The following is a 13,617-nucleotide window of genomic DNA, read 5'->3' as shown; positions in this document are numbered from 1 at the left end:
AAGACAAAAGGCTGATGTGGATAACAGCTCCCCTTCTTCGCTAAACTCCTCATTAATGCCATCGTCATTCTCGTTGTCATTTTTATGAGAATTAAGTGAATCTGCCCTGAAGGAAAATAGATAACTTTCTCGCCGACAACCTTACCCAGGCGGTAAGTTAATTCCTCTTTGAATTGCCATCAGCGAAATACTAAAACGCCGGCCTTCCAGATGTTAATTCAATTACCGGGCCACACAGACCCGGTATCAACAACTTACCAATCCTCTTCCTGGCCAAGAATACGCAAAATATCCTGACGATGCTGTAATAATAACGGATTATCGCGATGGCGAGGAAACTCAAGCGGGAGCGAGAACTCAGCGATAATTCTTCCCGGACGCGGCGACATTACCAGCACCCGCTCACACAGCAGCAGCGCCTCTTCGATATCGTGGGTCACCAGCAGGCTAGTATAGCCCTGCTGCTGCCATAGGGCGATCAGCTCCCGCTGCATGCTGATGCGGGTGAGCGAATCGAGTTTGCCCAGCGGCTCGTCTAATAACAGAAGGCGCGGTTCATTTAACAACGCTGCGCCATCCCGCCGGAAAGCTGGCGCGGCCAGGCCTCGCTAAACGCCTCAAGCCCCATCCGTGAAATCAGCGCGTCGGCCTTCGGCTCAAGCCCCTTCTTGCCCTGCGCCTGCGGCCCCAGCAGCACGTTTTGCCGTACCGTCAGCCACGGGTAGAGCGTCGGGTCCTGAAACACCAGAATTCGCTCGGGCCCCGGTCCATCCATTGCCGCCTCATCAATCTGAATGTGCCCACTCTGCTGCGCCTCCAGCCCCGCCAGCAGCCGCAACAGGGTCGATTTACCGCAGCCTGATGGCCCAAGCAGCGCGACGCTCTCTCCGGGCCGTAGTTGGAGGCTGATATTCTCCAGCACCGGAACCGCCTGTTTGCCAAGCGTAAAAGCATGATGAAGATGGCTAATCGATACCGTTGCGCCGGTAGATATCGCCTGAGAATTTAGCGTCGCGGTTACCATTTCATCCCTCCCCGCTGCCAGCTCAGCAGCCTGTCGCGAACCATAAACAGCCCGCTAATCAGGCCCGAGCATAAAAACGCCATCACCAGCAGCGCCGCGTACATATTGGGATAAGCCGCCCAGCCCTGCGCCCATTGCAAATAAAAGCCAATCCCGGATTTAACCCCTACCATTTCAGCAACGATCAGCACCGAAAACGACGCGCCGAGGCCCATAAACAGGCCGACAAACACGTTTGGCAACGCGGCGGGGATCGCCACCCGCAGGATCAGAAAGCGCTGGCTGGCCCCCAGGGTCCGCGCCACGTCATACCATGCCCTATCGATACCGATCACCCCGGACCAGGTCAGCACGGTCACCGGAAACCAGGTGCTGAGCGCAATCAGAAAAACGCTGGCGCCGAAGCTTGAAGGGAAGATAAACAGGCACAGAGGCAGCAGCGCGGTGGACGGCACCGGCCCCAGCAGGCGCAAAACCGGATGCACCCAGTAGCCGATACGCTGAGACCAGCCGATCGCCAGACCGCTGATAAAACCGCAACTGGTGCCGAGCAGCACGCCAAGCCCGAGCAGCCCCAGCGAATGCAGAAGGCTGTCAAGCAGGCGCGGCCAGTCATCGTGCAGCACTTCAATCAGCGCCTGCGGCGGCGCGAAAAACGGTACCGGCAGAAACGCCGTCTTCGCCGTCAGCCCTTCCCATATAGCAAACAGCACCGGCAGCAGCGCCAGCCATTTCCCGGCATGTTGCAACCGCGCGCCCCGCTGCCGCCAGTAGCGGTAGCTCAGCGCCAGCAGCAGTAATCCCCCGCCGACGGTGAACTGAGCCAGCGCCCAACCTTCGCTAAACGGCCAGCGCCGTCCGACATCCGGCCAGGCGAGAGTAAAAAAGCCGCCCAGCAGCCACAATACGCCAGCCAGCAGGCCTTCATTCCACAGCGGCCTGCCGCGGGTCGGGCGCAACCGCACCCGTTCAGGCGAAAACGTTGACATAAATACTCTCCGCAAACTGATGAGGATCGGTCCCCGGCTTGATCACCTGCACCCGCTGAAGATCCACCGCGTACTGCGTCAGCTCTTTGACAAACGCCTCGCCCACCGCATGATGACCGTGCCCCTGCCCGTGAAGGATCCCGCTGACCTCCGCTTCATTGGTATTGAGCGCATGGGCCAGGAAGGATTGCGCCACGCTTTCCGGGTGTTCCGCGGCGTAGCTGTGCGCTTCAAGAATCGCCTGAGTGAGCGCGGCGGCGGCAGGTTTGTGATCTCGCGCCAGAGTACCGCTGACGCCCAGCACGCAGCAGCTCAGGTTGGCGTAATCGCCGGTCATATTGCTGGCGATAAGCTGATATTTACCGGTTTCCAGCAGGCGATAGCTAAATGGTTCGCTACCGCTAATGGCGGCGATTTCGCGTTTATCCAGCGCGACGCTGAGCAGATCGGCGGGATAGACTTTCCACTGCACGTCGCTTATTGGGTCGATGCCGTGGCGCTTAAGTAAAATGGCGAAGAAGTTTTTGTCCGGCCCGGCCATATCGGTAACGCCGATGGTTTGCCCTTTCAGGCTCTCCAGGCCGCCAAACGGCGAGTTTTTCGCCGTCAGCAGGTTCAGACAGCCGCCGTGGGTTCCGGCGGTCAACTTGACGTCGAAGCCCTGCTCCAGCGCCTTCAGCCAGCGCAGCGCCATGCCGACTCCGGCATCGGCCTTGCCGGTGGCAATCGCCTCCAGCAGTACGTCCGTTGAGTTGCCGAAGTTAACGAACTCAACGTCGAGATTATATTTACTGAAAATCTTCTGCTGCTCCGCGACGGCGACCGGCGCGAGGCACACCGCGCTTTTGTTTATCGCCAGCTTGATTTTGTACGGCTGTGCCAGACGCAGTGCCGGAGGCTCGTCGCTGCTCGCCATCGCCGCCATATCGTGAGCCCATAACGGCAGCGATGCCCCCGCCAGCGCCACGCCGCCAGTTAATTGTAAAAAGCGACGACGGGAAAAACCGGAACGCATCATGGCGCGACCTCCGCATGAGCCTGCGCGGCAGGCACGCTAAAACCGTTATCAAATGTCGGCGTGACGTCGAGCTTTGCGCGAATCAGGCCGTTAGCGAGGTAGAAATCCGCCGTTGATTGCTGCTGGGCGACCGTTTGCGAATCCAGGCGCAGCCACTGCGACTGACGATTGGCAAACTGCGCGCGGGCGATATCCGCCGGGAAGCGGATAATTTCCCCCAGCGTTTTACCGTAGCTATCAAGGTTGGCGTAGGCCCAGCGCTCAGCACCGGCCAGGCGATTGAGATAATCTTGTAGCGCCGCGCGTTTTTGCGGATCGTTCAGCGCATCATCGGTGGCGGCGAGGAAAGTGTTGCCCGGCAGCAGCCCTTTGCCGCTCACCAGAATCTGCCCCTCGGCGGTCTTGACCAGTTGAGTGGTGTACGGCTCCCAGGTCGCCCAGGCATCTACCGAGCCGTTAAGCAGCGCCACTTTGGCGTCCACCGGGCCGAGAAACACCCACTGCACCTCTTTGGGCGAAATGCCCGCCTGCTCCAGCGCTTTCAGCGCCACGAAATGACCAATCGACCCTTTACCGGTGGCAATACGCTTGCCTTTCAAATCCGCCGCGCTTTTCAGCGGGCTGCCGGGAGAGACCAGCACCGCGGTCCCCGCTGGATTGCTTTTATCAACGGCGATGGCTTTGACCGGCGCGCCGTTCGCCAGCGCAAACAGCAGCGGCGCATCGCCGATAATCCCCACGTCCACCGCACCGGCGTTCAACGCTTCCGCCAGCGGCGCAGCGGCCGGAAACTCGGCCCACTTAATGTCGTATGTGAGATTTTGCAGCGCGTTGGCGGCTTCCAGCTGCGAACGCATGCCGCCTTTTTGATCGGCGATGCGTAGAGTGATTCGCTCCTGAGCCGCCGCATAGCCGCTCAGGGCCAACAGCATCACCACCCCGGCTAAACGGGTGAATTTGGGTATGCGCATATGAATTATCCTTATTTTTGAAAAGCGTATTTGCCTGCCGCCAGCCACGCGCTGTCGCTCTGCGGGGTATGTACCCGCCCGCACAGCACGTTGCGATAGTGGCGTTCCAGAGGGTTTTGCCGACTCAGACCATGATTGCCGGTCAGCTCCAGCGCCAGGTTCACCGCCTGAATGGCGTTGCCGGTAATGGTGACTTTTGCCAGATTCGCCTCGATGGCGGAGAAGCCCAGCTCCGCGGCCTTCCCCAGCAGGTTGCGATTCACCAGCAGTAAGCCGTCAATCTGCCCGACCTTTTCCTGCACTCGCGGCAGGCTGGAAAGCGGCTGCCCGAGGTTTCCCGGAATACGCGCACTCAGCCATGCCACCAGCCAGTCGCGGGCGGCACGGGCGACGCTGTCGTAAATCGCCGTCAGCAGCGCCGTATGGCGGTTGGCAAACAGGCGAAACTGCTCGGCATCCGGCGCGGGGGGCGCATCGACTGGCCATACGTCCACCGCATTCTCTGCAGACACCTGCACATTTTTCAGAATGACTTCATGACTGCCGGTTGCCCGCATTCCGGCGTGATCCCAGCTTTTCACCACGGTGATGCCGTCACTATCGCGGGGTACCAGCCAGGTACCGACCAGCGGCGTACTGTCGTCACTGCGACCCCAGAGCGCCAGCCAGTTCAGGCCTTCGATTCCGGTGGTATAGATTTTGTGGCCACTAATTCGCCAGCCCTCCGCGCTGCGGCTCGCCACGGTTTTCGGCAGGCCGCCGCGTGCCGGAGATCCCAGCTCCGGCTCCACGCGCAGGCTATTAATCAACCCGCCCCGCTCAACGGCATCCTGAAAAACCTGCTGGCGCAGCGGCTCGGCCCAGTTTTCATTTTCCGCCAGCCGCAAGTGATGCAGGTACTGCATGCAGACGATCAGCGCCGTCGCCGGTTCACCCCAGGCAATGGCGGCGATAGCCTGCTGAAGACGCGCTAAGTCGGCTCCCGATCCGCCATATTGTCGCGGCACGGCAAGGCTTAAAAAGCCGCGCTGGCGCAAACGTTCGATATTGTGATGAGGAAATTCACCGCTGGCGTCGAGGCTGGCCGCCTGCTCTGCCATTAGCTGGCGGATCTCCGTCAGCCGCCGCGACCAATCATCGAATGCGGAATCGGTCACGATGCGCGCTCCGCCACGGAGCGCAAAGCGGCTTTTTCACGGGTTATCGGCAGCAGCGCTTTCCCGTACTCCTGCGCATCGTTGAGCGGATCGAATCCGCGGATCAGGAAATTGCGCACGCCAAGGTCGTAGTAGTCGAGCTGCGCGTCGGCAACCTGTTCTGGCGTGCCCACCAGCGCGGTGGAGTTGTGACCGCCGCCGACCAGTTGGGCGATCCCGGTCCACAGGCGCTTATCCACCACCTTGCCCTGCGCCGCTGTCGCCCGCAGGCGCTGCGCGCCGACGCTATCGGGCTTGGTTTTGAAACCGCCTTCAGTCTGCGCAGCGCGTTCGGTGGCGACGTGCAGAATATGCTCGGCCTTTTCCCCGGCTTCGGCTTCGGTGTCGGCGATAATCGGGCGGAAAGAGACGCTGAAGCCAATCTCACGCTGATGTTTCGCCGCCTCGGCCCGCACGCGCCGGATGGTTTCATCGGTTTGCGCCAGCGACTCTCCCCACAGGGCGAAAACGTTGGCGTGCTTTCCGGCCACGGCAATAGCCGCTTCCGACGAGCCGCCGAAATACAAGGGAATATGCGGCTTTTGCAGCGGGCGGATCGCCGACCAGGCCTGTTCCGCTTGATAAAAATCGTTGGCGATATCCACCGGTTGTTCGGCGGTCCAGACCTTGCGGAGGGTGTCGAGGAAGGCATCGGTACGGGCATAGCGCTGGTCATGATCGAGATAGTCACCGTCGCGGCGCTGCTCGGCATCATTACCACCGCTGATGATATGCACCGCCAGGCGTCCACCCAGCAGGTGTTCAAGGGTAGCGAATTTACGCGCCGCAAGAGTTGGCGAGACAAAACCAGGGCGATGCGCCAGCAGGAAGCTGATGTTTTGCGTCGACAGCCCGGCCAACGCGGTCACCAGAAACCCATCAGGTTGATCGGACCAGTGGCCCACCAGCAGGCGGTCAAACCCGGCGGCCTCGTGGGTTTGCGCAAAACGCACGATGTAATCGCGGTCAAAAATCGGGCCAACCGGGGCGATGGTTTCCGACGACAGGCGATGACCGATCATGCCGAGAAACTGAATGCTCATACAGAACTCCTTGTATCAGGATAACGAATGGGCCGCAGCGGCGGCGCGTTTTCATTACCCTATACACAGGCTCTTAATGAACAAAATGCATTTTTATCATATCTTAATATGCGATATAAGCATTTAAAAAATTACATATATCTTTCATGCAGATACATTAAGTTGCTGAACGACCTTAGCGGCAAAAAAAGTCAGCGGCTGGCTCAGGTTAGCCAGATTTTGCGCATTAACCAACCACAGATATACCTCGGGCTGAAAATCCTCAAGCGTCAGCACCGTCACTTCATCGCGCCACGGGCTGGCGGCCAGCGCAGCGCGCGGTACCAGGCCCAGTCCCAGCCCCTGAGCCACCAGACTAATTTGTAACTGGGCGCCGGCGGTTTCCACATTCAGCGCTAAACGTAGCCCTTGCGATTGCAGCTCACGGATCAGCCCCGCCCGCAGGCCGCAGCCGTCGGGATTCAGCACCCAGCCTTTCTCCGCGCAGTCCCGCAGCGCTCCGACGTGCAGACGCCAGCTTTTCGCCGCAATCACCACGATATCCAGCGGGCAAAGCAGCCGCCCGCTGTAGCCCTCAGCAAAGCTCAGTTGCTCAGGCCCCATCGCCAGCACCCCATCCAGTTCGACGCTCTCCAGCCGCCTTTGCAACAGCCCGCTCCAGCCGCAGGTGACCTGTGGTTGCAGGGCGGGAAACTGCTGGCGCAGCGCGGCCAGCGCCGGTTGCAGCGCAATTTCCGCCACGCTTTGCGGCACCCCGAGACGCAGGATGCCGTGCGGCTCAGCCTCAGGGTCGAGCAGGCCATACAGTTTTTTAGTTTCCCGCTTGATGCTCAGACATTGCTCGTAAACCCGGTGCCCGGCGGCAGTCAGGGTAAGCGGTCGGGTCTGGCGCTCCAGCAGCGTCACGTTCAGGGTTTGCTCCAGACGCTGGAGGCGGCGGGTAATCGCCGATTGGGTAATACCAAGATATTCTGCGGCCTGATTCAGGGAGGAAAACTGCACGGTGGCCAGCAGAGCGTCGATGTCGTCGATGCGCATAGCGTCCTTAATGTTAATTTTGCATATTAATATATGCGGAAATTGCATTTTAATTATATTAACGCCTTTGCTAGCGTAAAGACCAGTCCCGACAACAGGAAGCGATCATGACCGCACCGCGAGTGGAAAAATTACGCCAGTTTATTCAAGACGTTGATGCCCTGCATCGCGATTTTACCGATGAGCCCGCCCTGCTGGATGCCGTAGCCCGTCGTCTGGCGACGCTGGTGAAAAAAGATGACTGGCTGCCGGAGGAGTACACGCTGCCGCATCCCCACCGCTATCAGCAGTATCTGCTGCACGCCGACTCCGGGCAGCGTTTTTCCATTGTGAGTTTCGTCTGGGGGCCGGGGCAATCGACGCCGATTCACGATCACCGGGTGTGGGGAGCCATCGGTATGCTGCGCGGCGCGGAGGAGAATCAGCGCTACCGCCTGGACCAGCACGGTCAGCCGGTGTCCAGCGGCCTTGCCGAGCGCCTCTCCCCCGGCGAGGTGGAAAAGGTCTCTTCCCGCGACGGCGACATTCACCGGGTAAGCAACGCGCTGACGGACAGTGTCTCTATCAGCATTCACGTCTACGGCGGCAATATCGGCGGCGTCAGGCGCGCGGTTTATACCGAGGAAGGCCTCGTTAAACCGTTTGTTTCCGGCTACTCCAATCGCCACTTACCCAATATCTGGGATCTCTCTAAGGATAATTAATATGCCTGATTACTCTTATCGCCCGGCGGCACAGCTGCGCCAGGCGCTGCTTGACGGCGCGGAGCTGGCGCTGATCGACCTTCGCGAAGAGGCGGAGTTCGCCCGCAATCATCCGCTGTTTGCCGCTAACCTGCCGCTAAGCAAGCTGGAGCTGGAAATTTTCCGTCGCGTACCGCGCCTGACGACGCCGATTACCTTGTATGACAACGGCGAAGGCCTGGCGGAACTGGCCGTTGAGCGTCTGCATAGCTGGGGATATCAGGATGTTAGCCTGCTGGAGGGCGGTCTACAGGGCTGGCAGCGCAGCGGCGGAGAGCTGTTTCAGGACGTCAATTCACCGAGCAAAGCCTTCGGCGAACTGGTGGAAAGCAAGCGGCATACGCCCTCGCTGAGCGCCGAAGAAGTGAAAGACCTAATCAACGGTCAGCAGGAGGTGGTTATCGTCGACGCGCGCCGCTTCGATGAGTATCAAACTATGAATATTCCCGGCAGCATCAGCGTGCCCGGCGCAGAGCTGGCGCTGCGTATTGAGGGGCTGCTCCCTTCGCCGCAGACCACGGTTATCGTCAACTGCGCGGGACGCACCCGCAGCATTATCGGTACGCAGTCGTTACGTAACGCCGGTTTGCCCAATCCGGTCTACGCGCTGCGTAACGGCACCATCGGCTGGACCTTAGCCGGGCTTGAACTCGAACACGGTCAGCAGCGGCGCTACGATACAGATTTTCACGCCTCAGCCGAACGCGTGGCGCAGGTGAAACAGCTAGCCGAGCGCGCGGGTGTGATTTTTATCGATAGTGACACCGTTAAGCGCTGGCAGCGGCAGCCCGAACGTACCACGTATCTATTCGATGTACGCAGCCCGGAAGAGTACGCGGCGGGCCATCTGCCGCAGAGCGTGAGCGCTCCCGGCGGGCAGTTGGTACAGGAAACCGATCATTTCGCCAGCGTGCGCGGGGCGCGGATTGTACTCATTGCCGATGATGGGATTCGCGCACCGATAACCGCCTCCTGGCTGGCGCAGATGGGCTGGGAAGTTGCGGTATTAAACGATGTGCGGCGGGATGATTTTAACGAGCGAGGAACCCCAGCCATCAGCGTCCCTCCGGGACCGCAGGTGGAGGAGATTTCGCCGCAGCAGCTGGCGGAACAGCTACGGGAGCCGGGTACCGTGGTGCTGGATTTCACCACCAGCGCCAACTATGTCGCCCGACATATTCCTGGCGCGTACTGGCTGGTACGCTCGCAGCTGCGCCAGGCGCTGGAGACAACCCCCTCAGCTAAACGTTACGTTGTCACCTGTGGCAGCAGCCTGCTGGCAAGATACGCGGTGCCGGAAGTGGCGGCATTAACCGGTAAACCGGTACAGCTATTGAACGGCGGAACGCTGGCGTGGATTGATGCCGGGCTGGCGCTGGAGCATGGTGAGACGCATCTGGCGACGCCGCGTAGCGATCGCTATCGCCGCCCGTATGAAGGAACCGATAACTCCCCTGCGGCAATGCAGTCCTACCTCGACTGGGAGTTCGGCCTGGTTGAACAGCTGGCACGCGATGGCACGCACGGGTTTAAGGTATTGTAAATCTCCTTGCTCGCGCTGCGCTTAGCGAGGCTACGTGTCCACCGCCGTTTGCGGGCGGTAGCCCGGGTAAGGCGTTTACGCCGCGACCCGGGAAACCACATCCAACGCAGCTTCGGATGATCTCCCCGGTGGCGGCTGACGCCTTACCGGGGCTACGGGTTCATCGCCGTCTGTGGGCGGTAGCCCGGACAGATGCGCAGCATCGCCTCCGGGAGTTTCTCGGCACCTACCGAAATCAGATCTCCGGCGTGGTTTTAAAACCGGTCAGCATCAGCATTGGCTCCTGCTGCGCGAAAGCCGGGTCGAAATGGTAGCTGTTGCCCTGACGGTCGCCGCCAATATACCAGGAGATCTCGGTTTTTCCTTCCGCCAGCGCCTTACGCACCGCTTTATCAACGTTCACCATCCGGTATTCCCGCGATGAATTGAGATATAACGAGGCATCAGAGCTGTAGTTGCAGGACGGACGATGGTTCCAGGTCACGCTATCTGCGCTCCAGTCGTTGCTCGCCGGATAGAAGAAGATCTGATCCGCACCGTTGGTTTCCACTTTACCGCCGTAAATCCGCACCTGATATTTAAACAGTGAGGCGTCCTGACCCTGCGGCAGCGGCGGGATCTGGAATTTCACCAGCGTCATGGTTTCCGGATTATGCGTGCGACCACCGTTCTTCCAGTTATCGCTCACCACCAGATTTTCTGGCGCAGCATGCGTAGCGGTCGGTTCAGTGCTGTCTACCAGCGCGTTCTCTTCCACCGTCGTGAAACCATAAGGCACCGCGCTCCCGCAATCGATCCCCTTATTCATGCAGCGCTCGGTCATATAGTGCGCCCCTTCCACCGTCCAGCCGTTCATAAAATCAGCATGGGCGGAGTAAATGCTGCCCCAATGTTCTTCACGTACATCACCGTTCATTACCGGGTCCATCGACAGTTCAACTTTCGCCGTGTCGAGGGATTTGATCTGCGGCAAGACGTAGGCAATGTTCATATTCACCGTCGGCATTTTGACCGGATAAGCGGTCGGGCAGGCGCCATTTACATCGTACGCCGCGTTGCTGTGCCCATGGGTTGGTTTCAGGTTGACGCCATCCCAGCAGTTAGGGAACTGAATACCGATATTAAACTGTACCGCGTCACCCGCTTTACGCAGCCCGCAAACCTCTCCGGCTTTGTTGCTGTAGCCTTTGCCGTTAGCGCACAGAAAAGTGATGCGCGAGCTGGGTGCCGAACCATGATGATCGCCCGCCAGCAGTTCGAGGCCCGCCGGGAACGGATGCAGCGGATGTTGTTCCACTTTGGTGGTCTGGTAATAGGTTTTCTGGTAGGCGGGGGTGACGATTTGGCCATCCGGTAGCTTCATCGACGGTGCCCAGTAGGCAGAGCTGTCGGCTTTGTTATCGCAGGTGGTTTCCGGCTGGTCGCGCAGCGTCTGGTAAGTAGACACCGCATCGGTATGGGTGTTGCCGAAAAAGTCATGCCACATGGCCTGGTTCGGCTTACCGAACATCATAATGGCGTCATCGCCGAGCGTATGGTGATACGCACAGACCACGTGAGCCTGTGGGCCAGCATGAGCGGAAAAAGCGCTGGCGGCCAGCAGCGGGGCGAGACTTAAAGCGAACGAGTTCAATTTCATTTTGCAATCCTCCTTGTTTGAAGGAGTGCAGAGATAGCAAACGCCCGCCGATGTTACACATCATCAATCATCATTTCGTCTCATCAACTCATCATCGCCCGGCTCGCGCATGATCCAGGAATACTGGAACGACTTCTCTGCCGGCGTATGGGTGCGGCGGCGAAACGACCCCAACGACTGCGGCGTACAGTAGGTGCAGCTTCCCAGCCACTCCATATTTTCATCCGGCACGCCCGCATTGCGCAGTAGCAGTTCGGCAAAAACCCGCAGATCAAACCATAAATTATCGCTGCTGGTCGCTTTCGCACGGGCCCCCTCAGACGAGGCCTGATGAGGCTGAAAAATACGTTCATGATGGCGTTTTGCCAGTTCGCCCGCAGGCATTGCCAGCAGCGCCTGATAAAAATCTGACGAAACTTCGTAGCAGCAGGGATGAATATGCGGCCCGCTCACCACCACCAGCTCTTCGGGAGAAACCTGATAACGCCGAAACAGCGCGAGGCTATTTTCGATGATCCCGCTGGCCGCGCCGCGCCAGCCCGCGTGGACGCTACAGATATAGCGCCCGTCTCGCGAAGCCATCAGCAGCGGCAGGCAATCGGCGGTCACCACCCCCATCTTCTGCCCTTTGACGGCGGTAAACATCGCGTCGGCATGGGGTCGCTCCGCCTGCGGTGCCTGATAGTGATGTACAACGTTGCCGTGAACCAGCTTGACCGGTGCCATTTCGCCATAGGGAAAGGCGGCAGTTTCATGAACATCGAGAAAGGCGTAGCGGATGCCGGGGATATCGCTCAATAAGCGGGATGTAAAAGACATGATGCCCGAAAGAATCAATGGATGATGATTTAACGTATGCCAAAGTGGGTGGATGCGCAAGGTAAGGTATCCTGCGAGCGACTTCCCCTCACCCTAACCCTCTCTCCAAAGGAGCGAGGGAACGGTTTTGAGCGCCTTTTTATTATGGCGCTCCCTCGACTACAAGCAACAAGCTTCTGCGGGCCGGTAGCCCGGACAAGGCGCAGCTTTTCCACGCCGCCCCCGGGAACCTCTCTGTTCTATCAGGCCAGCGCAGCGCGCTTTTGTCGGCTCATCAGCCAGAACACCGCCGCACCTGCCAGCAAAATTCCGGGAGCCGAAGCCGCCATCACGCCGAGGGTGCCGGTGCCCAGCGCGAGCATTTTTCCCGCCAGCAGCGGGCCGCTCATTGCCCCTAAACGCCCTATCGCCACCGCAGTCCCCACCCCGGTCGCGCGGATTTCGGTGCGATAAAACAGCGGCGCCAGGGCATACAGCACACTCTGCCCGCCTGTGGCGAACAGTCCGGCAACAAATCCCGAGAATAGCATCGCGCCAAGAGACGATGCGGTGCCCAGCGCCAGCAGCGACGCCAGCATGCCGGTGTAAATCAGCAGCGACATCCACAGCGGGCTGAGCTTATCCATCAGCGCCCCCAACAGCAGCGTGCCGCTGGCGGCACCGAACTGGAGAACAAACATCACGCCCGCCGCCTCGCTGGCGCTGAAACCCTGACCGACTAACAGCATCGGCAGCCAGTTAATCAGCATATACACCACCAGCAGCGTGAAGAAATAACACAGCCACAGCAGCAACGTGGCGGCGGCGTTACCCGGCGCGAGCAGCGTACGCAACGGCACGCCTTCTACGCTGCGCCGAAAGACCGGCGATTCCGGCAGCCAGCGCATCAGTAATGGCACCAGCAGCAGCGGGACGACACCGCCAACCCAGAATACCGTTTGCCAGGCCGAAGCGAGGCCGAAAAAGCCCAGCGCCGCCGCCAGCGCTGCGCCAATCGGCACGCCGCAGTACATCAGGCTCACCGCCCTGCCGCGAAAGCGCGGACCGGCGGCCTCGGAAGTTAAAGCAATCAGATTGGGTAGGGCCGCGCCCAGCCCAACTCCGGTCAACAGACGCGCCAGCAGCAGCGTCGGGTAATTCCACGCCAGAGCGGTGGCGATGGAGAACAGGCCAAAGAGCAGAACCGAGCCCAGCAGAATACGCTTGCGCCCATAACGATCCGCCAGAATGCCGCCCACCAGCGCGCCGGGCAGCAGGCCGAGGATCCCGGCGCTAAAAATCCAGCCCATCTGCATTTTATCCAGCGCGAACGCTTGCGCCATGCCGACGGCGGCAATCCCCGCAGCCTGCAGATCCAGCCCTTCCATCAGGGCCACCATAAAACAGAGCCCGACGGTTAACATCAGGCGTGAATTGCTTGCAGTCGTGGTTTGGGTCATAGGGTACCTTTGCGATATCCGGATAATCGGAGCAGGTGAATGGCGGCTGATACGTTGCCAGCCGCGCATTGAGACTGATGACAAACCCTAAAAAGAGCACGGACGATCCTCCCCTCTCCCCGAAGGGGAGAGGGAGAAAAACGAACCCTCATTCG

The 13,617-nt window shown here is 59.7% G+C and carries 10 protein-coding genes and 2 pseudogenes; 2 read left to right on the top strand and 10 right to left on the bottom strand.

Going from position 1 to position 13,617, the window contains the following annotated elements:
• Nucleotides 1-254 precede the first annotated feature (254 nt).
• The 7 genes and pseudogenes from AC07P6_RS13460 to AC07P6_RS13430 all read right to left on the bottom strand — a co-directional run bounded on the left by AC07P6_RS13460 (nt 255) and on the right by AC07P6_RS13430 (nt 7,279).
• Nucleotides 255-1,024 (bottom strand): annotated as a pseudogene (locus AC07P6_RS13460) (ABC transporter ATP-binding protein).
• Nucleotides 1,018-2,013 (bottom strand): ABC transporter permease, encoded by a 996-nt coding sequence (locus tag AC07P6_RS13455; protein ID WP_478316602.1) that lies wholly within the window; start codon nt 2,011-2,013, stop codon nt 1,018-1,020. The pseudogene AC07P6_RS13460 and the gene AC07P6_RS13455 overlap by 7 nt, the downstream one beginning before the upstream one ends.
• Nucleotides 1,994-3,031 carry an ABC transporter substrate-binding protein gene (locus AC07P6_RS13450; protein WP_478316600.1) on the bottom strand — a complete coding sequence of 346 codons (1,038 nt, stop codon included), beginning with the start codon at nt 3,029-3,031 and terminating at the stop codon, nt 1,994-1,996. Before AC07P6_RS13450 ends, AC07P6_RS13455 begins: the two co-directional genes overlap by 20 nt.
• Nucleotides 3,028-4,002 (bottom strand): ABC transporter substrate-binding protein, encoded by a 975-nt coding sequence (locus AC07P6_RS13445; RefSeq protein ID WP_478316598.1) that lies wholly within the window; start codon nt 4,000-4,002, stop codon nt 3,028-3,030. The genes AC07P6_RS13450 and AC07P6_RS13445 overlap by 4 nt, the downstream gene beginning before the upstream one ends.
• 11 nt (nt 4,003-4,013) lie before the next feature.
• Nucleotides 4,014-5,102: an acyl-CoA dehydrogenase family protein gene (locus AC07P6_RS13440; protein WP_478316993.1), complete on the bottom strand. Its 1,089-nt coding sequence runs from the start codon at nt 5,100-5,102 to the stop codon at nt 4,014-4,016.
• Nucleotides 5,103-5,136: 34 nt separating this feature from the next.
• Nucleotides 5,137-6,241 (bottom strand): annotated as a pseudogene (locus tag AC07P6_RS13435) (LLM class flavin-dependent oxidoreductase).
• A gap of 144 nt (nt 6,242-6,385) precedes the next feature.
• On the bottom strand, nt 6,386-7,279 hold the full coding sequence (locus AC07P6_RS13430) for a LysR family transcriptional regulator (protein ID WP_478316597.1): 894 nt from the start codon (nt 7,277-7,279) through the stop codon (nt 6,386-6,388).
• 107 nt (nt 7,280-7,386) lie between these two features.
• On the opposite strand from AC07P6_RS13430, the gene AC07P6_RS13425 reads away from it, so the two are divergent.
• Together AC07P6_RS13425 and AC07P6_RS13420 are read left to right on the top strand one after the other, a co-directional pair.
• Nucleotides 7,387-7,983 (top strand): cysteine dioxygenase family protein, encoded by a 597-nt coding sequence (locus tag AC07P6_RS13425; protein ID WP_434663112.1) that lies wholly within the window; start codon nt 7,387-7,389, stop codon nt 7,981-7,983.
• A 1-nt stretch (nt 7,984) separates the two neighbouring features.
• A complete protein-coding gene (locus AC07P6_RS13420) occupies nt 7,985-9,565 on the top strand; it encodes a rhodanese homology domain-containing protein (protein WP_478316595.1) in 1,581 nt (526 codons plus the stop codon).
• 235 nt (nt 9,566-9,800) lie between these two features.
• Here the strand turns inward: AC07P6_RS13420 and AC07P6_RS13415 are convergent, their stop codons facing one another.
• From AC07P6_RS13415 to mhpT, 3 genes are all read right to left on the bottom strand, one after another.
• A complete protein-coding gene (locus AC07P6_RS13415) occupies nt 9,801-11,204 on the bottom strand; it encodes a DUF1996 domain-containing protein (protein WP_478316593.1) in 1,404 nt (467 codons plus the stop codon).
• A 63-nt stretch (nt 11,205-11,267) separates the two neighbouring features.
• Entirely contained in the window at nt 11,268-12,023 is a 756-nt protein-coding gene (locus AC07P6_RS13410) for a purine nucleoside phosphorylase YfiH/LACC1 family protein (RefSeq protein ID WP_478316592.1), read from the bottom strand.
• 242 nt (nt 12,024-12,265) lie between these two features.
• On the bottom strand, nt 12,266-13,462 hold the full coding sequence (mhpT, locus tag AC07P6_RS13405) for a 3-(3-hydroxy-phenyl)propionate transporter MhpT (RefSeq protein ID WP_181485927.1): 1,197 nt from the start codon (nt 13,460-13,462) through the stop codon (nt 12,266-12,268).
• Nucleotides 13,463-13,617 lie beyond the last annotated feature (155 nt).

This window comes from Klebsiella sp. GFKo11, assembly GCF_056490265.1.
Note: the sequence above shows the minus strand (reverse complement) of the source record. Positions and strands in the feature narration are given on the sequence as shown.